Here is a 20,856-nt window from a genome sequence, read left to right as displayed (position 1 = left end):
TAAACTTTAAATGAGCTCGAAGATAAACATTCCTATTTTTTCAACGAATCCTCTTGAAATAAGTAAGCAATATTTAGCTGCTTCTTCCCAAAATCTTTTGCTTTAGATACGTCCTGTCCCATATAGATATCGATCCTTTTTTTCCAGCGATAGTGCATCTTGTCTTTTATATAGAAAACACTGTCGAAACCTTCTATTTTGATAGGTGAATTATAATCCAGTCCCATCTTTAAAAGATCACGCGAAACTGCGATCGCATTCATACCTGGTCTTAACGTATCTCCCCAGGCAGTAATTCTTGGATTATTCTGAGTTTGATATTCTACCGAGTTATAGGCGGTTGCCGTCACACAAATTGTATCCCAGTCTTCAACATCCTTATTACCATCAAATGCCGTACAGGCAGTTAGATAGATCATTAGAATAAACCCGGAGATCAAAATCGCAGATTTTTTAAGCCTGTACATATGTTTAGAGTACAGCATCCTTTAAGATAAAGTGAATCCTTCAGGATATTCTCGTTTAACAAATTGATTTGCTTCATCAAAATTGGTGACTTTCATATTTTCTGAATCCCAGATCATTTTTAGGTCTCTGCCTGGATAAATGATCTGGTCCTTACCGTTCGCGTCCTTTTTCTTATTCTGAATATCATAACCCCGAATGGCGAGATTTGCTATCAATAAAGATTCAGTCAAAGGACCTGCGATATCGAACGGTGAACTCAGTTTTTTATTGCCATACCCTGCAATGGCTGCTTCCACCCATTGAGCGTAATGACCATCCATGCCATTTGGCACACGTTCGTAAGTTTCGGCTATATTGACTTCGTCTGTTTTTGAGGTAGGTAGTAATCTTGGATTAAGTCCGTAAGTGCCACACATCATTTTACCTTTAGTTCCAATGATCAACGCACCATTACCTCCATCTCCAAATGTTTCTTCAGGACCTAATTCTTCTGGTCGCATAGGTTTGATTCCGCCATCCATCCAATGTAGCTTAATATCATCAGAACCCGGAGTCTTGCCCTCAAAGCTCATAATTACATGGCTGGACGGGGGACAGCTATCCGGGAAATAACCTCTCTGGAATTCATCTACATATACACTTCCAACGCTACATTCCACTTCTTTTGGATATTTGAGATCCAGTACGCTAAAAGGCGGTTCGATAAGATGACAACCCATATCCCCAAGAGCACCAGTTCCATAATCCCACCAGCCACGCCAGTTGAAAGGAACCAATCCATCCACATATTCCTTATGCGGTGCAGTACCAAGCCATAATTTCCAGTCCAGTTCAGAAGGGATTGCACTGCTATTTTTTGGCCAGGGGATTCCTTGTGGCCATACTGGTCTATTCGTCCATACATTTACTTCCTGTACTTCTCCAATTAGACCTGCGTCATACCATTCTTTCATTTTACGCACCCCATCTCCTGAAGCACCCTGATTACCCATTTGGGTGACTACCTTATATTCTTTTGCAGCTTCAGTAAGCTTTCTTGCTTCGTAAATATCGTGTGTAAGTGGCTTTTGGACATAGACATGTTTTCCACGTTCCATAGCAGCCATAGTTTGTACAGCATGATTATGGTCTGGAGTTGAAACACTTACTGCATCGAAATTTTTAGATTCTTTATCAAACATTTCCCGGTAATCCTTATAATACTTCGCTTTTGGAAAAGCTTTTCGGGAAGCTGCCGCTCGCCTGTCATCTACATCACATAAAAATGCTATCTCAGCTTTGCCGCTTTTGTAGAAACTCATGATATCTGATTCTCCTTTACCTCCTACTCCAATCCCGGCAATTAATAACTTATCACTTGGTGCAGTAAAACCAGGTCCACCCAGTACATGCCTGGGAACGATCATAAATCCGGATGCTGCAACTGCAGATTTTTTAATGAAATCTCTTCTGGCGTTTGAAGTATTCTGTAAGGAAAATTTGCTCATTTTGTAAGGTGTTGGTTAGGAATTGCTTAAAGTTATCTTTTTTCAGATAATAAAACAATTAAACCTTGACTGACATATTGCCGGTGGAATCAGTTATTGTGTCGGGTAATTAGACCTTCGGCAAGGTCCTTGCACATTTGTACTTGAAAATGGTGGAGAGAATATCGAAGCCTCAATTTGTAATGGAAAATAATATTTTATGAGTCAAGTTAAGCAGAATGATGCCGTAAAGGTACACTACACAGGAAAACTAGAAGACGGACAGGTTTTTGACAGTTCAGTAGAACGTGGAGAACCTATCGAATTCACTCTAGGTGAAGGACAATTAATTCCTGGATTTGAAGAAGGCCTTATCGGTATGGAAGTTAACGAGAAGAAGACTATCAACATATCTAAAGATGAAGCTTACGGAGATCCAAAAGAAGAATTGATCCAGGAAGTTCAAAAAAATCAACTTCCAGAAGAGCTTAAACCAGAAGTTGGAATGCCATTGGTATCTAAAGGACCTGACGGTCGTGAGATCAATCTGGTAATTACAGATGTAAAGGATGAGACCATCGTAGTAGATGCAAATCACCCTCTAGCTGGAAAAGATCTTATTTTTGATCTTGAAGTAGTTGAGATCAAGTAATTTATTATCGCACATATTTGAAAAAGCCTGGTCTATCCGGGCTTTTTTTTTGATTGTGTTTAATATTCTGGTTAAGGTTATGATAATTCTTTTCGATTGACTGGTATGCTCCTTACATTAGATTAAAATCAAAATCTAAGTTATGATAAGAAAAGGATCAGCGGAGTGGAAAGGCTCTCTAAAAGAAGGAAAAGGAACAGTTAGTCTTGAGAGCGGAGTTCTTAAAGATGAACAATACTCATATAAGACACGTTTTGAAGATGGAAATGGAACAAATCCTGAAGAATTAATCGGTGCAGCACACGCAGGTTGTTTCAGTATGCAACTATCCGCTTTTCTTTCTGAAGATGGATATGAACCAAACCAGGTTGCTACGACCAGTGAGATCACATTCGAAGATGGTGAAATCACAAAATCTCATTTGATCTTGACCGCAGATGTACCAGGAATTGATAAAGATACATTTGACAAGATCGCTAATAAAGCCAAAGAAAGTTGTCCGCTTTCAAAATTACTTAATGCCGAAATTACATTGGAATACGATCTAAAATAAGAGATTAGATCCCCCGAATTAAAGCTCCTTATTTAAGGGGCTTTTTTTATGCACAGTTTTATGGATTTATATATGGTTTCTTTCATACTCTCATTCATGATATTCCTGGAAACAAATTTTTGATTGACCTCAATCTCGATTCCAATATAATTCTCTGTAAATCTTTTTCTCAGGTAAGTAGTAAAACCATCAGCTTTTCCATAATATGGATAATTTTTACGAACTCTGTATTTAGATTTATTTGTGAGAGATCTTTTAAATTGCTCACTCCATTCCTGCTCTAACCGAACCTTAGGATCGTAGAGTATTCCAATATCACAATTTCTTTCAATATTATCCAGAACGGGCGTAAACGAATGAATCGAAAGATGTAGAACCGTTTGATTGAATTTCTGAATATCGAGAATTAAATTCTCAACGTACTGCCGGTAAGGTAAATAGCGTTCTGCGATTATTTCACTCTTCTTAGAATGCTCAAGATTTTTTGAGAACCTGGAATATAGCTTAGGATGGTGTAAAGATCGATTAGTCTCAATCAGTAATCTTCCAATATCCTGCGCATAGCTGGCATTTGATAAAGGTTCTAAATATTTATACAGATCGTAAGCACCGGGATCATAGCCTTCATGAGTATTTAGAACATCCTTCTGCTCTTCAAATAAATAAACATATTCAGGCGGAATTGCATTCGTAGCATGTTCGCAGGTAATTACTATTTTCATGGCCGGAACATACGATCAGACTGCAGACTTTCAGCGATCTTCAAGTAAGTACGTTTTATGTTCGTTTCTGAAAAATCTCCTCTCAAGGATTTCAAGATACGTGATGAAAGACTGCCATTCTGTAATAAGAATTCAATATGATTCTGATGATTAACAGTCAATTTATTACCTACGCGTTTATAAATGTTTTTCCAGATATATCTAACTTCAGCGTCTTTTTCAATATCAAAAATTGCCAGATATCGCTTGTTTGTAATCAGCGTATTTTCAGCATTCTTGATCACATCATTAAAGATATCAAATAAATCATCCTCGTGCCATTTCTTTTGATCTTCCAGAGAAACGAGCTCTTCAGAAACCAATAATTTTAAAGCTTCTACTATAAAGGCTGCAATGGCAATATCTGCGGAAGGTGTTTCCTGAGTATCGATAACCCTGATCTCAATTGCATTCCTGTCGAACCGTGAAATAGCTCCTCTTGAATTTAAAAAGTGATGATCGAGAATTTGTTCTGTATCATACTTTTTGATCGCTTTGTTTATAGGATCGAAGATCTTTTCGTGATATTCCTTCTTACTAAAGACCTGTTCAGGAATGACCTTCCCTGTCATATGAGGTATTTCCTTCTGATTGGTTTTATAATAGTGCATTCTGGAATCCTTATATCCAGTGAAATGACCATCCAATATCGGAGAGCTTGCAGCAAGACCAGGAATGATTGGAAGTAAGATACGCACTGCTGCGTGCAACTTCTCAAATTCCTGGTCATTTGCAAAAGGCAGATTGATATGCATACTTTGAACATTGCTCCAACCATGTCCTCTGCAATCAAATATCCTGTTGTAGAGGTTATAAATCTCATTATGATCATGTGGCCATAATTTTGTTTCGACCATAGTATCCATTAATGGATGGCATGCACCAGCCAGTAATTTTGAATCCATACCTCCCAGAAGCTTGTTGATCTCCTTTATATTCTGAAGAAAGTCATTTTCCAGATCTTCCAGGCTGGATACGGGACCATTTGTTTTTAATTCCACTACATGAGCTACGAGCTCATTGCTCCATTCAATCTTACCGTTGGAAACATCTGAGGTTAGAGCGCCATTTTTAAGGGTAAACAATTCATCAACTGAAGGATTTACCTTCATTGTCTTATGATGCACGAGCATGTATTCCAGCTCTATTCCAAAAACTTCAAATAAGTGATATGCCATTCTTAATTTTTTTCTAGTCGGTTTTTAAGAGCAGTAATAATATCAGTATAGACTTTATCACCATAGTACTCATCCTCTACTCCCGCATCAATATTGGGATTGTCATTTATTTCGATAACCACCGGACCTTTTCCAGTTTCTTTAATATCGATTCCGTATAAGCCTGCACCCATTAATTTCGCCGACTTTTCCGCAATTTTAATTATTTCAGCAGGAACTTTTTCTATAGGCAGAGAATCTGCATTTCCATCCTGATCATATTTGTCTTCAGCATTCCAGTTGTAGATCTGCCAGTGACCTTTTGCCATATAGTATTTACTGGCATAAAATGGTTTTCCATCCAGAATTCCAATTCTCCAGTCGTATTCAGAATATGAAAATTCCTGGGCGATAACCAGTTCAGACTCTTTAAGCATCGCAGATGCGAGCTCATGATATTCAGATTCCGTTTTTGCTTTCTTAACTCCAAAAGAGAAAGTAGAATCCGGTGATTTTAATACTACTGGCAGACCGATCGTTTCCAGAACCTGACTCACATTTTCTTTATGAACGATCATGGTTTGCGGAGTTGGAATTCCGGCATTTTGTAAAGCTTCAGCCATAAATACCTTGTTGCAACATTTTAATATAGCATCTGGCATATCTACGAGCGCAATACCTTCCTGCTGTGCTTTACGGGCAAAAGCGTATGCTTCGTTATTCACTTCTGTACTCTGGCGAATAAACAGAGCATCGAAAGATGAAAGTCTGGAGAGATCTTTAGGTGAAACAATTTCAGTATAAAAACCCATTTTTTCCGCGATCTCCACGAATTTCTTCAAGGCTTTGCTATTACTTGGAGGTGCGGGATCCCCATCCTTAACCAGGATTGCTAAGTCATATTCATAACTGGAAAGCTTCGGAGTATCATAACGCTTTTTGCTAAAATATTGCTCAGCAAATGCAAACATACTCTCTTTATGTTCTTCAGGAATTTCAGCTTCAGAAATCGCTTTGATACTTTTAATATTCCACTTGGTCGTAAAAGTGAATCGTACCCGTAATAATGGAATTTGAAAATGCCTGAAAAATGTAGCGCTCAATTCCTTGTATTTCGCCGCGACATTCTGCCCAAAATAAATACTGAGCGTAAACTCTTTGGATTTCAGGCTTTTAAAACTACGCTGAATAAGATCGTCAAATTCATCAGAAACTATCCTAACCAACTTTGGTTCTCCAAGGTCCACCAGATTCCTTATGGTTGGAATAGCCGAATGTCCACGGGCTTCTGCCAGCAAAGACACATAGTATCCCTTGGACTGGTATGAATAGTCTTTACAGAGATTAAAAATTCGAACATTTTTGAGTTTTGCGAATTCAGGATTGGTAAGGTAATCCCGCGAAGAGATAATTTTAGTATTCTCCGGAGAAATTTTCCAGTTTACAGGCTGGTTTACAACGATGTATTTATTCATTCAATTAATTGGTAACTCTAATCAAATGTATATTAAAATTCAATCGTAAATAAGATTTTAAGTTATCCTTAAATATAATTATTAAATTCAGCCTGAAAATCTAAGTTTATGAAATTATCAATATCAGGATTACTCCTTTTTTCTCTAGTATTTAATAGCAATGCACAAACACAAGATTCAGAATTGATCGAGAAAGCGACCAGGATACATGAGCGTGTAATTACTATAGATACTCACAACGATATAAATATCAATAATTTCACTACTGAAAATAACTATACACAAGACCTGGACACCCAGGTAAATTTGCCGAAAATGATGGCTGGTGGTCTTGATGTTAGCTGGTTGATCGTTTATACCGGGCAGGGCGAATTGAATGAGCAAGGTTATGCTGAAGCTTATAAAAATGCAATTAGCAAATTTGATGCAATCCACAGACTTACAGAAATTTATGCTCCCGAAGCTATAGGACTGGCTACGACTTCTGCGGAAGTGAGAAAGTTGGTTGCAGAAGGTAAAAAAGTGGCCATGATAGGTGTGGAAAATGCGTATCCTGTTGGAACAGATCTAAGCAGAATTAAAGAGTTTTACGAAAGAGGAGCCAGATATATGTCGCTTTCACATAATGGTCATAGTCAGTTTTCCGACTCCAATACCGGTGAAGAAAATGATCAATGGCTACACAATGGATTGAGCGAATTGGGAGAGAAGGCAGTTCTGGAAATGAATAAATACGGAATTATGATCGATGTTTCACATCCCAGCAAAGAAGCGATCAAAGATATGTTCAGCATATCAAAAGCACCACTTATAGCTTCTCATTCTTCTGCCAGAGCACTTTGCAATCATAGTAGAAATCTGGACGATGAACTACTTGAATTGTTTCGCGATAATGGCGGAGTCGTTCAAACGGTAGCGTTTAGTTCCTATTTAAATACTGAGAAACACAATGCTTTTTCGAAAGCGGAAACGGAAGTTTTCAAAAATACTGCAGATCAATTGGGCTTGAGTTATTTAGAAAGCGACAGCGTTCAAAAACTTGATGATACAGCTAAAGAGAACTATTATAAAGAACTAAAAAAGATAAGAATCGCCGCTAAAAATGGCCTGGAAAACTTAAACGAAACTTCAACTCCGGTGGCAGTAGTAGATTTCGTAGATCATATTGACTACCTCGTGGAAAAAATCGGGATTGATCATGTTGGAATTAGCTCCGATTTTGATGGAGGCGGTGGAATTTATGGTTGGGATGATGCCAGCGAAACGCTTAACGTAACCATCGAACTTGTTAGAAGAGGATATTCTGAACAGGAAATAGCGAAACTCTGGGGTGAAAATCTACTAAGAGTACTCGATGAAGTTCAGGAGGTAAGCAAGAATTTGCAGAGATAAATTAATTAAATTTTATTTCCCTGATATTTGCGGGCACTCCTACTCTTTCATTAGAAATAAAAATTCTGCCGTCCTTGGAAAATGCAATTCCTTCTGGTTGTTCAAATTCAGCAGGATCCAGCAGATGAATGAATTTTATACTGCCTTGTTGATTTGTAATTATTACCTTTTGAAATTCAGCATCAAGAATATATAGATCACCGGTTAACGGATTAATTGCAAGATCTGATGGTCTTAAAAGTTTTCTGGGATTATGAGTTTTTAAACGTTCAAACTGAGGATCGTCGTAGTCAATTCTTAAGATTGGTTCTTTCTGCAGTTTTCTGGTTTTAGGATCATATTCATATACACCTTTGTAACCACTGCTATTGTCCAGATTACGATCCTTTACTGTGATCCACAACTTCCCGTCCTGAGTTGCAGTCATACCTTCTATATTGTTCCTGTATTCAAAGTCCAGCTGTGTACCTTCCAGTTCCTGATCTGCAACGTCAAGATCTGAAATATCTATGATTCTCCCATTACTTTCAGCAACCCAATAGATACCATCCAGATAAGTTAAAGCTTCATAATCTCCGGAATATGAGAACTTGTGTTTTTCAATGATCTCTTTAGTTTCCATATCAAAAATGAACAGGATACCATCTTCATCCTGCACACAGATCATAAGTCCGTCTTCATTATATACCATTCCTGAAACTTCATTTAATTCTGAAGGTAATTCCCATGACTCGACTATTTCATAAGATTTCTCGACATCGTTAAAATCGTAATCATTTAATTGGTAGATCGCGTAAATGATTCCGGCCAAAACAATGACCATAGTTACGATTCCAATAACCCACTTATTCATATAGATACATTTGAGTTCTAATGTACAATTAAGCTAATTTCACTGAAAAAGTTTAACAATACTTTGAACAGCGAATAGTACCAATATATGTTAAAATCTGTTAATTCAGTACCTTTTATTGCATAGTACTGTAACATAGCAAGATTTGCAGCGTCTATTAAATAGAAACCATCATCAACAAAATCAAAAATGGATTATTAATCATCTAAAACTTTAATTATGAGACATTCAATCAATCACACAAAAGGAAGACAATGCTTTATGAACACCGAGGCGAACCTACAGAGACAGGTATTTCCGAAGCGCAAAAGAGCTTAATCAAACTTATTCATCAATCATCAAAACAATCATTATGAGACATTCAATCAATCAAACCAAATCAAGATCATGCTTCATGAATACTGAAGCCAACGCAGAAAAATCATTTTTCTCGAAACGTAGAAAGTATTAATCAATCATCAAAAAATTTATCAATCATGACAAGTCTGGAAAGTAATTTACAGGTTTTTGGAAATGCCAGAACCGGTGGCATCACACACCGGAGGCCATTTCTAAACATTAAATCATCATACAGGTCTAAATATAGCGATCAAAAATATACTGCATGAAAAGACCAATTTATCAATCAGTTCATCACAATTACAATTAGGAAAGAGGTTAATAGTATTGTTAGCCTCTTCTTATTTAACAAAATTTATAAATTAAGCTTAAAATATAATTCACTAATGCAAACATTCGTTTATTTGCAAACCTTACTACTCAAGAATGTTAGCGAAACTAAAGAACAATCCCATTATTCGATGGGCACTTATTACTATATCCAGCCTTACAGGGTTTTTCCTGCTTTTCTTTGCCAGTATCTATTTTGGCCTCTTCGGAAAGATACCTACAGAATCTGAACTTTCATCCTTACAACAAAATAAAGCCACACAGGTTCTCGCTTCCAATGGTGAGTTAATAGGTAAGTTCTATGTTTATGATCGACAGCCCATCGATTTCGATCAGCTTCCCTCCCATCTTATTGAAGCCTTAATTGCTACTGAAGATGCCCGTTTCTATGAACATGATGGTATTGATAACCGTAGTTTAGGAAGGGTTTTCTTTAAATCAATATTACTGCAGGATGATTCTGCCGGAGGTGGAAGTACGATCACTCTTCAGCTAGCTAAAAATATTTATGGTAGAAAAGATTACGGAATCCTGGGTATTGTGATTAACAAAATGCAGGAAGCTGTAATTGCCAAACGTCTGGAAAATGTTTATAGTAAAGACGAACTTATCCAGCTTTATTTCAACACGGTGCCTTTTAGTGATAATACCTACGGAATTGAAAGTGCCTCCATGAAGTTTTTCAATAAGCATACTATGGATTTGAAGCTTGAAGAAGCTGCTGTACTTGTCGGAATGCTGAAGGCCAGTCATTATTATAATCCGCGAATCTTTCCAGAAAGAAGCAGACTTCGTCGTGATGTCGTGCTTATGCAAATGGCGAAATATAACTACCTGAGTATGCCACAGGCTGAAGAAGCCAAAATGCTGCCACTCGTTCTGGATTATCGAAGTTATAGTCATGATAAAGGTATTGCACCCTATTTTAGAGAACAGGTACGCAAAGATGTTTCAGGTATTCTCGATACTTTGAAAAACAAGGATGGAGAAAAGTATAATATCTATCGAGATGGTCTTATAGTTCATACCACGCTTAATTACGAAATGCAGCAGCTCGCTGAAGAGGCTATGCGAGAGCATATGTCTCAATTGCAAAACGATCACGAGAAATCCTACGGGAATTATGGTCCATGGGAAAAGAATAAAAAGGTATTGATGGACGCTGTAAAGCGGAGTTCAAGATATCAGAAGCTTTCTAAAGAAGGTCTTTCAGAAGAACAGATCCTGGAAAGAATGGAACAAAAACATTCTACCGAGTTGTTTACTTATGATGGAATGGAAACTAAAAATATGAGCAGTATAGATAGTATTGCACATTACCTGAAATTTCTGAATTCCGGACTTCTGGCAGTTAGTCCCAAGGATGGCGCTGTCCAGGCCTGGGTTGGAGGAGTTGACTTTCGTTTCTTTAAATATGATCACGTGAGCCAGAGCAAGAGACAGGTTGGATCTACCTTCAAGCCTTTCGTTTATACCGCTGCCCTTGAAAATGGAATGGATCCATGTACCTATTTTTCAGTTCGAGAAGTTACTTATGATAAAGGCTGGACTCCTTCTAATTCTTCTTCGGAAGGAGATGATCCAAATATGAATTACAATCTAAAGACGGCACTTAGCAAGTCCATGAATACTATTGCCGTAAAAGTTTTAATGGAAACCGGAATACCGAACGTGATCAGGCAGGCCAGAGATCTTGGAATAGAATCTGAACTCCCGGCAGTTCCTTCTATCGCGCTTGGAACCGCATCGCTTAATTTGGAGGAAATGACAGGTGCATATTCAGCTTATGCTAATGATGGATATGCTACCAAGCCATTCTATATTAGCAGAATCGAAGATGCTGAAGGCAATGTACTGGCTACTTTTAAACCTAAAGTTTCTAAAAGAAAGGCTTTTTCAGAAGATACCCGCAAAATTATGGTCAATATGATGCAGGCTACTGTGGATGAAGGAACCGCAAGCCGACTTAGATATAGTTATGGATTAAAAAATGACATCGCAGGTAAAACCGGAACGACTCAGGATAATAAGGATGGTTGGTTTGTGGGAATAACGCCAGAACTGGTTTGTGTAACCTGGGTTGGATCTGACGATCACCGCATAGGTTTCAGGAACACCGGAATTGGACAGGGAGCAAACTCGGCGCTACCAATTTTTGCGAAGCTAATGCAGAAAATGAATGCAAGTTCAAGCTTCAATACTATTACAAATGCGAGATTTCAACCACTATCTTCAGAGCTGGCAAACCTGATGGAATGCCCGCCAGAAGAACGTGATAACTTTTTCGAAAGACTGTTTTCCGGTAACAATAAAGATCGGAAAGAAAGTTCAGACGATAAGAATGAAGAAAAAGGGAAGAAGAAAAAAGGTTTCTTTAAGAAACTCTTCGGCAAAAAAGACGATAATTAGAATTCCTTATTGATCTGCATTCTTAGTTTTCTGGAGTAATCTTCTTCCAGCCAGTCCCGGTAATTTTTAGTGCTTTTACTTATACAATAAGAGTATTGTTTGATTCTTGAACTAATGTCATCCTTTAATTCTTTAGCAAGGATCCTGGCATCGAAGACATCTTCACTATTCTCCACGCACATCTTTACATGCTGTTCCATGGACCATTCCAGAACCGCTTTGGATTTTAACCCTTTCTTGATAACCGTATCATAGGCAGCCTCAATATCAAAGGAGACATCTTTAGTTTTAGAGAATTGTTCCCGTATTTCCTCTGGCATCTGGTACTGAAAATCTCTTTCAATATCCTCATCACTCAGCAGATTTTCAAAATAAAAGTCTGGTGATCTAAAGATTTGTTTCCAGTCCACCGGACTGCTCCAGTTTCCAAATCTCGCCATATTATTACCAAGGTCGATCACGGTAAATTCGCTCTTGTCTTTAAGTACCCGGGATCCACGACCAATCATCTGGAAATACAAGGTCAATGACTTGGTTGCACGGTTTAAGACAATCGTCTCTACAGTAGGCTCATCAAATCCGGTAGTAAGAATACTTACTGACGTCACGATCGCATCTGGTGTATGCTTAAACCACTTCAAAATATCCTTTCTATCCTGCTTGCTGGTGGTATTGTCTAGATGACGAATAGGCAAGCCAGCGCTTTTAAATGTATGGTAAACTTCTACGGAAGTATTAATACCATTATTGAAAATTAAGGTTTTCTTACCGCGAGAACGTTCGTAATAGGCATTGAGAAGTTTCTCCTGCATGCTATAATTCGAATAAAGTTCTTCAGAAGATTTCACAGTATAATCACCATTCATTCCTACTTTTAAATTCGTAAGACCAACATTATAGCTATAAATATTAGATTTTGCTAAAAAGCCTTTTTCAATCAAAGATGTAATAGAATCACCAACGATTAGTTCGCGGTAATTATCTTTCATTGGTAGTTTGATATTAGAGCTTAGCGGTGTAGCGGTAACTCCCAGAATAAAACAATTTTCAAAAAACTTGAAGAGTTTTCTAAAGCTATTATAATGAGCTTCATCAATAATTACCAGTCCAATATCCTCGATCTTAAGTTTTTCATCATTAAGCCTGTTGTTCAAAGTTTCCACCATGGCTACAAAACACATGTAGTCATTTTGATCTGGTAATTCCTTTACTTTACTGTTTATGATTTTATTACGCACCCCAAATCCTGAAAGCATTTTCGAAGTTTGCTTACATAATTCGATTCGGTGAGTTAGTATAAGAACCTTTTTGTTGGTTCTTTGAATATATTCCCTGGTCATTTGAGAGAAAATCACTGTCTTCCCTCCTCCTGTAGGTAATTGATATAGAAGATTATAGTTTTCAGGATGTTCTTCAATCACCCCAAAAATTTTATCTATATCCTTTTGTTGGTAATCATATAATTGTTTGTCGACCTTCTTTTTCTCAATACCAAATGTTTCTGACGCCATATAGTCCTTTATAGTAAGCAATTTTGCAAAAATAAAGCATTTTAAGCTTTGGTCAAAAATAAATTGGACATTATAGAATCTATTTTAACCCTTATACTACTTATAATTATCGTAAATTAGTGTCTCGCTAATCAAACTGATTTTACTGTCTCCAGAACAATTGATCAGATAAATGACTCCCCGGAAAATTAACCAACTAATTTCCGAGAATTTGTACGATAAAGATTTCATCCACCAGAATAATTATACAGTATTACAGGAATGCGGTTTATTTACTGATGTTCCAGAAGAGCATTTAAAGGTACTGTTAAAAGACTTCTATCTAGAAAAATGGCCTAGACAAACCTGTCTTGTGCATTGTGAAAAATTCCTTTTTCACTTTTATATCATCAAGAATGGTAGGGTTAAAATGTATCATACAGACTTTGATAGCGCTAAGGAACATACCATTTTCTTATTGAAAAAAGGTGATGTATTTGATCTTTTCTGCTTACTGGACGGGATCAAACATAAAGCGTATTATGAATGCCTTGATCATACAGAAGTACTCGCTATTCCTATGGATAAATTGAGAAGCTGGTTACAGTCATATCCTGAATATTATAAGAATTTTCTAAGTTATGCAGGTAGATCGATGCGAATGCTGGAAGAGAATGTTTCGCAACTGGTTTTTAGAAATATAACGACACGTTTACTGCATTTACTATTGAAGAACATAGATAGAACGTCTAATAAATTGCAGAATATCAATGATCTTCCAGATAAAGAGCTCGCTTTTTTAATTGGCTCAAGTCGTGCAGTAGTTAACAGACATCTTCAAAAAATGAAGAAGATGGGACTTATAAAGATATCCAGAATTAAAGTACAGGTTGAAGATGTATCTCTATTAATGGAACATCTGGAAAACAACAGAATAAATAAGAATTAATCATAGATATGCTACTTAAGTGATTTGCAGCACGATGTATTTGATGTAATTTTAAAATTTCAATAATCAATTATTCATCATTAAATTCTTACATCATGAAAAAGTTCATCATTATTATTTTCGTTTTTATTTTAAGTATCGGTGCTCAGGCACAGGATGTAATTCAACTGGATGAGACCAGAATTAATTTCAGTCCAACTGCAAATCTCGTATTTGAGGATTATCCTAACGGACTTGTGAAGGTCAGGGAGAAATTTGCAGCTCAGTTCCAATCAGATGCCATTGGTTTTACCAAAGCCAATTTCGATATTCATCGTTTTCTGGATGAAGCCGATATTAAATCTGGAGACGTGATCGTAACTCTACGGAGCAAGAAAGGTTATTTAGAAGCTACCTATGACGAAAAAGGAAATCTTTTAAAAACTAGCCAGATGTTCAAAGATATCGCCTTACCAGCCCTGGTTAGAAACGAAGTTTTTGGAGAATACATGGGTTGGACTATGACCAGAAATAAGTATCAGGCTCGGGGAATTAGCGATCAACTTGACAATGAGCAATATATCGTAGTTCTTCGGAAAGGTAACGATCGCCAGCGACTAAAAATTACTCCTTCAAAGTATGATTATGGCGTAGCTTCCATTGAGAAGTTCTAAGTATTACAAAGTTGTATAAGATCAGGTGCCGATCGAAACCATCGGAATAAGGGAATATTGTTGACTATAGATCTTTTATGATCTTCATCACAGGTTAACCTTGATCTTATACAACTTAATTTATTTTTCAAATAGGTCTGAGGAAAGATAACGGTCACCACGATCACATATAATAGACACTACCAATCCACTTTCTAAAGATTCACATAATCTAACTGCAGCCGCGGTAGCTCCACCACTACTCATTCCAGCAAAAATACCTTCTTCTTCAGCAAGCCTTCGACTCATTATTCTTGCATCTTCCTCATTTACTTCCAGTACCTCGTCTACTTTTTTCGCATCAAATATCTTCGGTAAATAGGCTTCCGGCCATTTTCGAATGCCCGGGATTCTGGCATTATCTTCAGGTTGAACTCCTACAATCTGAATGTCAGGATTTTTCTCCTTTAGAAATGTACTTGTCCCCATAATAGTGCCTGTAGTTCCCATTGAAGATAAAAAGTGGGTAACCTTTTGCTCTGTATCTCTCCAGATTTCCGGCCCTGTAGTTTTATAATGCGCCTTCCAGTTATCATCATTTCCAAACTGATTCAGCATAAAATAATTGCCGGATTTCATCTTATCTTCAGCATAATCTCTCGAACCTTCAATTCCATTATCTGAACTGGTTAAGGTTACCTTGGCGCCATAGGCACGCATCGTCTGGACTCTTTCAATAGTTGAATTTTCGGGCATTACTAACTCAATATCAAGACCAAAAATCCCAGCGATCATTGCTAGTGCGATACCGGTATTTCCACTGGTTGCTTCGATCAATTTCGTTTTTTTGTTAATAGTCCCGCGATCCAATGCGCTTTTAATCATATTATAAGCCGCACGATCCTTCACACTTCCTCCTGGATTCTGGCCTTCAAGTTTGAAGTATAGTTCTACTCCGGGCTTTGAAAAGACTCTTGTGGCTTTCACCAGAGGTGTATTCCCAACTAAATCTATAACTGAATTATTCATTATTTATCTGCTGTATTTTTAATATTGATCTGTGGGGTATGAGAAACCATGGAATTAGCCGGAACAGATCTAGTTAGCCAAACATTCCCTCCTATCACTGAATTCTCACCAATTTCTGTTTTCCCACCTAAAATGGTCGCGTTGGCATAGATGGTTACATTATTTTTGATTGTTGGATGTCGCTTTAAATTCTGCATCGATTTATTAACCGTTAGTGCACCAAGGGTGACACCCTGATAAATCTTAACATTATCTTCTATAGTTGCAGTTTCTCCAATGACAACACCCGTAGCATGGTCGATAAAGAAGGATTTTCCAATTACGGCACCAGGATTAATATCGGTTCCTGTAAGACTATGAGCACATTCGGTCATTAATCTTGGAACCAAAGGCAATCCAAATTTGTAAAATTCATGACTAAGCCTGTAAATCGCTATCGCGAAAAACCCAGGATAACTTAAATAAACTTCTTCTACTGAATTTGCTGCGGGATCATTCTTAGAGATCGCTTCAGCATCAAGATTCAAATCCTCTAGGATTCCGGGTAGCTTTGTGAGATAATCACTCCAGATATCCTGGCAGGGCGCACCAGGTTCCCAGCAAACTAGTTTTGCCAGCACCTCGAAGTCATTTCCCAATTCCATTAAATTATCTGCAACGGGAGTTTGCTTATCAAATAAAGTGTAAAAAAGCTTTTTTGTAAATGACTCGGTCTTTTCCTTAATACTGAAATTCAGATTAGGAAGATTTTTCTGAGATTCTATTTGCTTAATTATTTCTTCCAGTTTCATAGCTTTTGTTCTAATTTCAAAAATACTTAAATGCACTGAGAGCAATGTTGATTTAAGTCAATTGTAACTTTTTGTTTCAGTAAACGTTATAAAAATTAGATTTATGATTAAAGTACTCTATCTGCGGTGGTTACGAATTGATAGCTTTTGTTCCATTTGTGATCGTGACTAAACCTCGCGATCTTTTGTATTCGCTTTTCGAACTCTGAGATCACTCCATACTCAGCAACAAACTGCACTGCTTGCTCAAAAGATTTAAAAATGCTTTTCTCAAAAGCTTCAGTAATATATTCCTGTTCTTCTGAAAAGGTCTGGGCGATTTCTACATTGTAGAACATAACGTCGGCCAGCGCATGTGGTTCCATTCCTAATTTCAGATAATGCTTAATGATCTTATGAGCTACGGAACGTCTTTTTTTTGGACGCCTGTTGTTTGGTGGAAAATACTCCTTCCCTATTTTAAATTTCGCATCCTGCACGAGTTTTTCCTCATTAGGATTGAAAACGAAATTGTAGTATGTTTTCACATCCTCAAACCTGTTATATAGATCCATGATCTGCTCTTCTAGATCTTCTTTTGAAAGTTCCTTAATGTATTTTTTAAAGGCTCTTTTGCTCATCTAATTTCGCTGTTAATTTTTCGGTATTGATCTCCAGTTTTTCTGAAATATCCAAAAGCCATTCCAATTGACCGGTAATTAAATGTGCTTCCTGAAGATTCAACCTCGTGTTCTCATCGATTTGGGCTTTTCCCTCGCTTATTTCTCTATCCCTTTCGGTGGCCATCTCATCAAATTTACGATGAAGTGCCTTGCCAGCTTTAGAAATTCCTTCATGTTCCTTCTCGTGTCTGGTTTTATTTTCAAGTAAGCGTACAGAATTTTTTAGATTGAAAACAATGGTTTTAGTATACATCTCAAAATCTGAGGATGCTTTGCTTGTTGGGTGGTTCCTGATATAAGATCCCATCGATGCCAGTGCAGAGAGAAAAGTGTGATTTAAGCCTACAATTTCGTAAATAAGACTTAGTTGTTTTTGCTGAGACTTTGGCTCCTGGGTCATTCTTTGAAATGCTCCGCTAAGTTCTCCCATATCCAAAAAGGCTTTCTTTCTGGCAAGTTTGTAACTAATAGGTAGATTTCCCTTTTTGTGGTAGTAATCATCGATCTCCTCCAAATATCCCGTATTGGAATTGATGGAATTAGCAATCACATTGTTTAGTTCTTTTAATTCCCATTTTGGCCATAGAATAAAATTGCCAAGACCCGCGAGACCTGCACCAATTACTGTATCAAGGATTCTAAACTGTATCACATTGAGAACTTCAGGCTGGAGAAGCGCATATATAAATATGATACTGAGCGTAATGAACATCGCAGCGGTGGTATAATTGCGTTGAATTAGTGAAAATGCCAGCGTTAAACTTAAAATTCCCAGAAGAGCATACACCGTAGTGTTTTGAGTTATAAAAACTATTCCAATTGCCAGGGCGCCGCCTATGAGCGTTCCTATGATCCGTTTCCTGGTCCTTTGTTTAGTTAGTCCGTAATTAGGTCGCATGATCACGACGATCGTTAGTAAAACCCAGTACGCATTCTGAACCGAGAAATAGGACCCAAGTAAATATCCTACCAGTACTACGATGGAGAGTCTTAATGCATGACGAAAAATAGAACTATTGAACTGAAAATTGGTGCGAAGGGTTTTAAAACTGTATTCCTGCTGAGTTAGAAATTGCTGGACATCCTTATCCTTAAAAATCCTTTTCTTTCCTTCAAGATTTCTAAGCACGCGGTCAATATTATTAATTTTTTGAGATTGCCTGGTCTGGTAATCATAGAAGTTTCTCAGGACCAGCATACTCTCCCTTTTTTCAGAAATGTTGATCGTGTCCCGGTATTTTAGGAGACTTATCTCAACCTTCTTCAATTCTTCGGAAAGCTGATTCACAGGCATCGCGGAATTTTTATGTACTGAAAGCGCAATGAGGTCCAGCTGTTCTGCCATTTTCACTGAAAACTCCTTAAACACTTTTAATTCTATAAAATCGGAATCCAGAACTTTTCGCATCTGTGGGTAATCAATAGGATTAGCCATTGCCAGTTCCAGCATATCTACAAGATCTATAAATATGAGCAGCCTTTTTCGAGTATAACCTGAACTTCCCGAGGACATTCTGAAAGTTATAAGAAGTTCCCTCAAACTTTCGTGATGCTCATTAAGTTCGGTTTGCTTCTGGAAAAGTTCTTTCTGAATATTTTCCAGATCAGATTCAGGATCGAGCATTCTTATTCTGAGTCGGAGATAATCTGCGGTTAGTTCCATGGTTTCAGCGATCTGCTGTTCCGAGGCTCTTTCAGGCTTTAATAAATACCAGGCAATACTAATAAGCATATAGAATAATCCTCCGCCAAAGATGAGAATGGATTTTTGCCAGATCTCAATTTCCGAAGAAATATTGGCGAAACTAAGTACTACTGCAAGTAATCCGGCAAAAGTAACCAGCGAAGCTCTGAAACCATATACAGAAAGATATGCTATACTGAACATCATTACTAACAACATGGGTGCCACTGCCCAGCTGAATTGTGCAGAATAACCTGCGATACAGAAGGAAAGTGCACCAAGAAATGCCGCGGCCATGATACCCATGACCTTATGTTTAAAACTCCCAGCCACATCACTTGGAGATGAAAGTAAACTCCCCATCGCCATGCTTACTCCTATTTCAAGTAAACCTAAATTGGAAAAAACTGCAATTGGAATTACGATCGCAATGGTTAGAACAATAGCTTTCGAGAAGTCGGTACTTCTTAAAAACTTAATAAGTTCATTATAATAGTGCTGAAAATTTATCTTCAAATTTGAGGGTTTGGAACATTGAAATTACAAAGTTGAGCTTAATAATCATCGCTATCTACACTCTTTTTAGGTTTTAAGTTTTAATTATGAATGCATGTTTGCCAAATGAACAGATGCATATTAATTTGCTTAAAAATAAAAGTTATGAATAAGCAGATATTATTAAAACAACGTCCAAAAGGTAAACCTGAAACTTCAGATTTTGAGATCAAGGATTTTGAAATTTCAGAGGATAGATCACTCAAGCTTAAAACAAAATATATCTCTGTAGATCCTTATTTACGCGGAAGAATGCGTGATGAGGAATCTTATATCGAACCATTTCAGGTTGGCCAACCATTAGAATCTATGGTGGTTTCCGAAGTTGTTTCTTCTAATTCTGAAGATTTTAAAGAAGGTGAACATGTCATAGGAATGCTGGACTGGAAATTAGAGCAATCGCATGATGGAAAGGGTTTGAGAAAGATTGATAAGGAGATGGCACCACTATCTGCATACCTGGGAGTTCTTGGGCTAACAGGATTGACCGCCCATCTTGCACTTGACACTATTGGAAAACTGAAGGAAGGTGAAACATTGTTGGTATCTGGTGCCGCCGGAGCTGTTGGAAGTGTTGTTGGTCAAATTGGAAAGATTAAGGGATGTCGTGTAATCGGTATTGCAGGATCTGATGAAAAGATCGATCATGTCCAAAGTAAATTTAGATTCGACGGTGGTATCAATTACAAGACTACTTCCAATATGAAAGAAGCGATCACTGAGCAATGCCCTGATGGAGTTGATGTATATTTTGATAATGTTGGTGGAGAAATTCTGGATGCCACTCTTCAGAATATAAATAAAGCAGCGCGTATTATTAATTGTGGTGCTATCTCAATTTATAATGAAACTGGTACACCAACAGGACCAAGACCTGAAGGGATTCTTATTAAGAAATCTGCATTGATGCAGGGATTTCTGGTAAGAGATCACCAGGAAGAGTTTCAGAGAGCTATACAGGAACTTGCCGGTTGGTTGAAATCCGGAAAACTGAAGTATGATGAAACTGTCGTAGAAGGGTTTGAAAATACTCCTCAGGCATTTATCGATCTATTTGATGGTAAGAACACTGGTAAAATGGTCGTTAAAATTTAATGATTATTCCAATGCGTAAAAAAAGCCCGGATTTAATCCGGGCTTTTTTATTTATTATAGACACTATCCCGTAAAGTGTGTAAGTTCTAAATAAAGGGGTTTAACTTTTATCTA

The 20,856-nt window shown here is 37.4% G+C and carries 18 protein-coding genes; 7 read left to right on the top strand and 11 right to left on the bottom strand.

Going from position 1 to position 20,856, the window contains the following annotated elements:
• Positions 1 to 32: 32 nt before the first annotated feature.
• Entirely contained in the window at positions 33 to 485 is a 453-nt protein-coding gene (locus QZ620_RS05590; protein ID WP_295179863.1) for a hypothetical protein, read from the bottom strand.
• A 3-nt stretch (positions 486 to 488) separates the two neighbouring features.
• A complete protein-coding gene (locus QZ620_RS05585; protein WP_295179861.1) occupies positions 489 to 1,955 on the bottom strand; it encodes a Gfo/Idh/MocA family oxidoreductase in 1,467 nt (488 codons plus the stop codon).
• A 199-nt stretch (positions 1,956 to 2,154) separates the two neighbouring features.
• Between QZ620_RS05585 and QZ620_RS05580 the strand changes: the two genes are divergently transcribed.
• Together QZ620_RS05580 and QZ620_RS05575 are read left to right on the top strand one after the other, a co-directional pair.
• Positions 2,155 to 2,586, top strand: coding sequence for a peptidylprolyl isomerase (locus QZ620_RS05580; RefSeq protein ID WP_295179859.1), 432 nt, complete (start codon positions 2,155 to 2,157; stop codon positions 2,584 to 2,586).
• 142 nt (positions 2,587 to 2,728) lie between these two features.
• Positions 2,729 to 3,139, top strand: a complete 411-nt coding sequence (locus QZ620_RS05575; protein WP_295179857.1) for an OsmC family protein — start codon at positions 2,729 to 2,731, stop codon at positions 3,137 to 3,139.
• A gap of 32 nt (positions 3,140 to 3,171) precedes the next feature.
• On the opposite strand, the gene QZ620_RS05570 is transcribed toward QZ620_RS05575, so the two are convergent.
• Genes QZ620_RS05570 through QZ620_RS05560 form a run of 3 tightly spaced genes read right to left on the bottom strand, consistent with a single transcriptional unit; the run spans position 3,172 to position 6,532 of the window.
• On the bottom strand, positions 3,172 to 3,861 hold the full coding sequence (locus tag QZ620_RS05570; protein WP_295179855.1) for an N-formylglutamate amidohydrolase: 690 nt from the start codon (positions 3,859 to 3,861) through the stop codon (positions 3,172 to 3,174).
• Positions 3,858 to 5,078, bottom strand: a complete 1,221-nt coding sequence (locus tag QZ620_RS05565) for a glutamate-cysteine ligase family protein (protein WP_295179853.1) — start codon at positions 5,076 to 5,078, stop codon at positions 3,858 to 3,860. The genes QZ620_RS05570 and QZ620_RS05565 overlap by 4 nt, the downstream gene beginning before the upstream one ends.
• 2 nt (positions 5,079 to 5,080) lie before the next feature.
• Complete coding sequence (locus QZ620_RS05560) at positions 5,081 to 6,532, bottom strand: RimK family protein (RefSeq protein ID WP_295179851.1); 1,452 nt, start codon at positions 6,530 to 6,532, stop codon at positions 5,081 to 5,083.
• Positions 6,533 to 6,640: 108 nt separating this feature from the next.
• Here QZ620_RS05560 and QZ620_RS05555 point away from each other — a divergent pair, with 108 nt between their 5' ends.
• Positions 6,641 to 7,924 carry a dipeptidase gene (locus tag QZ620_RS05555; RefSeq protein WP_295179849.1) on the top strand — a complete coding sequence of 428 codons (1,284 nt, stop codon included), beginning with the start codon at positions 6,641 to 6,643 and terminating at the stop codon, positions 7,922 to 7,924.
• Between the two features lies 1 nt (position 7,925).
• Here the strand turns inward: QZ620_RS05555 and QZ620_RS05550 are convergent, their stop codons facing one another.
• Positions 7,926 to 8,777 carry an SdiA-regulated domain-containing protein gene (locus tag QZ620_RS05550; protein WP_295179847.1) on the bottom strand — a complete coding sequence of 284 codons (852 nt, stop codon included), beginning with the start codon at positions 8,775 to 8,777 and terminating at the stop codon, positions 7,926 to 7,928.
• Between the two features lie 765 nt (positions 8,778 to 9,542).
• Between QZ620_RS05550 and QZ620_RS05545 the strand changes: the two genes are divergently transcribed.
• Positions 9,543 to 11,855: a transglycosylase domain-containing protein gene (locus tag QZ620_RS05545; RefSeq protein WP_295179845.1), complete on the top strand. Its 2,313-nt coding sequence runs from the start codon at positions 9,543 to 9,545 to the stop codon at positions 11,853 to 11,855.
• Here the strand turns inward: QZ620_RS05545 and QZ620_RS05540 are convergent.
• Positions 11,852 to 13,366: a DEAD/DEAH box helicase gene (locus tag QZ620_RS05540; protein ID WP_295179843.1), complete on the bottom strand. Its 1,515-nt coding sequence runs from the start codon at positions 13,364 to 13,366 to the stop codon at positions 11,852 to 11,854. The genes QZ620_RS05545 and QZ620_RS05540 overlap by 4 nt on opposite strands.
• A 211-nt stretch (positions 13,367 to 13,577) precedes the next feature.
• Between QZ620_RS05540 and QZ620_RS05535 the strand changes: the two genes are divergently transcribed.
• Complete coding sequence (locus QZ620_RS05535) at positions 13,578 to 14,294, top strand: Crp/Fnr family transcriptional regulator (RefSeq protein WP_295179841.1); 717 nt, start codon at positions 13,578 to 13,580, stop codon at positions 14,292 to 14,294.
• Positions 14,295 to 14,389: 95 nt separating this feature from the next.
• Entirely contained in the window at positions 14,390 to 14,947 is a 558-nt protein-coding gene (locus tag QZ620_RS05530) for a hypothetical protein (protein ID WP_295179839.1), read from the top strand.
• A gap of 120 nt (positions 14,948 to 15,067) precedes the next feature.
• On the opposite strand, the gene cysM is transcribed toward QZ620_RS05530, so the two are convergent.
• The 4 genes from cysM to QZ620_RS05510 form a co-directional block, all read right to left on the bottom strand.
• Entirely contained in the window at positions 15,068 to 15,955 is an 888-nt protein-coding gene (gene cysM, locus QZ620_RS05525; RefSeq protein WP_295179838.1) for a cysteine synthase CysM, read from the bottom strand.
• Entirely contained in the window at positions 15,955 to 16,746 is a 792-nt protein-coding gene (epsC, locus tag QZ620_RS05520) for a serine O-acetyltransferase EpsC (RefSeq protein WP_295179837.1), read from the bottom strand. The genes cysM and epsC overlap by 1 nt, the downstream gene beginning before the upstream one ends.
• Before the next feature lie 107 nt (positions 16,747 to 16,853).
• The gene (locus tag QZ620_RS05515; protein WP_295179836.1) at positions 16,854 to 17,366 is read right to left on the bottom strand and encodes a DUF6155 family protein; all 513 of its coding nucleotides are present in this window, start codon (positions 17,364 to 17,366) and stop codon (positions 16,854 to 16,856) included.
• Positions 17,347 to 19,608, bottom strand: coding sequence for an FUSC family membrane protein (locus tag QZ620_RS05510; protein ID WP_295179835.1), 2,262 nt, complete (start codon positions 19,606 to 19,608; stop codon positions 17,347 to 17,349). Before QZ620_RS05510 ends, QZ620_RS05515 begins: the two co-directional genes overlap by 20 nt.
• A 144-nt stretch (positions 19,609 to 19,752) precedes the next feature.
• On the opposite strand from QZ620_RS05510, the gene QZ620_RS05505 reads away from it, so the two are divergent.
• Positions 19,753 to 20,742, top strand: coding sequence for an NADP-dependent oxidoreductase (locus QZ620_RS05505; RefSeq protein ID WP_295179833.1), 990 nt, complete (start codon positions 19,753 to 19,755; stop codon positions 20,740 to 20,742).
• Positions 20,743 to 20,856 lie beyond the last annotated feature (114 nt).

Origin of the sequence: uncultured Christiangramia sp. (assembly GCF_913046405.1) — a bacterium.
Classification (GTDB): Bacteria; Bacteroidota; Bacteroidia; order Flavobacteriales; family Flavobacteriaceae; genus Christiangramia; species Christiangramia marina.
The sequence above is the reverse complement of the archived record's forward strand: the minus strand, read 5'-3'. Positions and strand labels throughout refer to the sequence as shown.

What these genes read in the sequence shown, in the direction of transcription:
- QZ620_RS05550 (WP_295179847.1), bottom strand. Translation starts at nt 8,777, where the DNA reads ATGAATAAGTGGGTTATTGGAATCGTAACTATGGTCATTGTTTTGGCC.
- QZ620_RS05560 (WP_295179851.1), bottom strand. Translation starts at nt 6,532, where the DNA reads ATGAATAAATACATCGTTGTAAACCAGCCTGTAAACTGGAAAATTTCT.
- QZ620_RS05545 (WP_295179845.1), top strand. Translation starts at nt 9,543, where the DNA reads ATGTTAGCGAAACTAAAGAACAATCCCATTATTCGATGGGCACTTATT.
- QZ620_RS05540 (WP_295179843.1), bottom strand. Translation starts at nt 13,366, where the DNA reads ATGGCGTCAGAAACATTTGGTATTGAGAAAAAGAAGGTCGACAAACAA.
- QZ620_RS05530 (WP_295179839.1), top strand. Translation starts at nt 14,390, where the DNA reads ATGAAAAAGTTCATCATTATTATTTTCGTTTTTATTTTAAGTATCGGT.
- QZ620_RS05590 (WP_295179863.1), bottom strand. Translation starts at nt 485, where the DNA reads ATGCTGTACTCTAAACATATGTACAGGCTTAAAAAATCTGCGATTTTG.
- QZ620_RS05565 (WP_295179853.1), bottom strand. Translation starts at nt 5,078, where the DNA reads ATGGCATATCACTTATTTGAAGTTTTTGGAATAGAGCTGGAATACATG.
- QZ620_RS05575 (WP_295179857.1), top strand. Translation starts at nt 2,729, where the DNA reads ATGATAAGAAAAGGATCAGCGGAGTGGAAAGGCTCTCTAAAAGAAGGA.
- QZ620_RS05580 (WP_295179859.1), top strand. Translation starts at nt 2,155, where the DNA reads ATGAGTCAAGTTAAGCAGAATGATGCCGTAAAGGTACACTACACAGGA.
- QZ620_RS05570 (WP_295179855.1), bottom strand. Translation starts at nt 3,861, where the DNA reads ATGAAAATAGTAATTACCTGCGAACATGCTACGAATGCAATTCCGCCT.
- QZ620_RS05585 (WP_295179861.1), bottom strand. Translation starts at nt 1,955, where the DNA reads ATGAGCAAATTTTCCTTACAGAATACTTCAAACGCCAGAAGAGATTTC.
- QZ620_RS05505 (WP_295179833.1), top strand. Translation starts at nt 19,753, where the DNA reads ATGAATAAGCAGATATTATTAAAACAACGTCCAAAAGGTAAACCTGAA.
- epsC (WP_295179837.1), bottom strand. Translation starts at nt 16,746, where the DNA reads ATGAAACTGGAAGAAATAATTAAGCAAATAGAATCTCAGAAAAATCTT.
- QZ620_RS05555 (WP_295179849.1), top strand. Translation starts at nt 6,641, where the DNA reads ATGAAATTATCAATATCAGGATTACTCCTTTTTTCTCTAGTATTTAAT.
- cysM (WP_295179838.1), bottom strand. Translation starts at nt 15,955, where the DNA reads ATGAATAATTCAGTTATAGATTTAGTTGGGAATACACCTCTGGTGAAA.
- QZ620_RS05515 (WP_295179836.1), bottom strand. Translation starts at nt 17,366, where the DNA reads ATGAGCAAAAGAGCCTTTAAAAAATACATTAAGGAACTTTCAAAAGAA.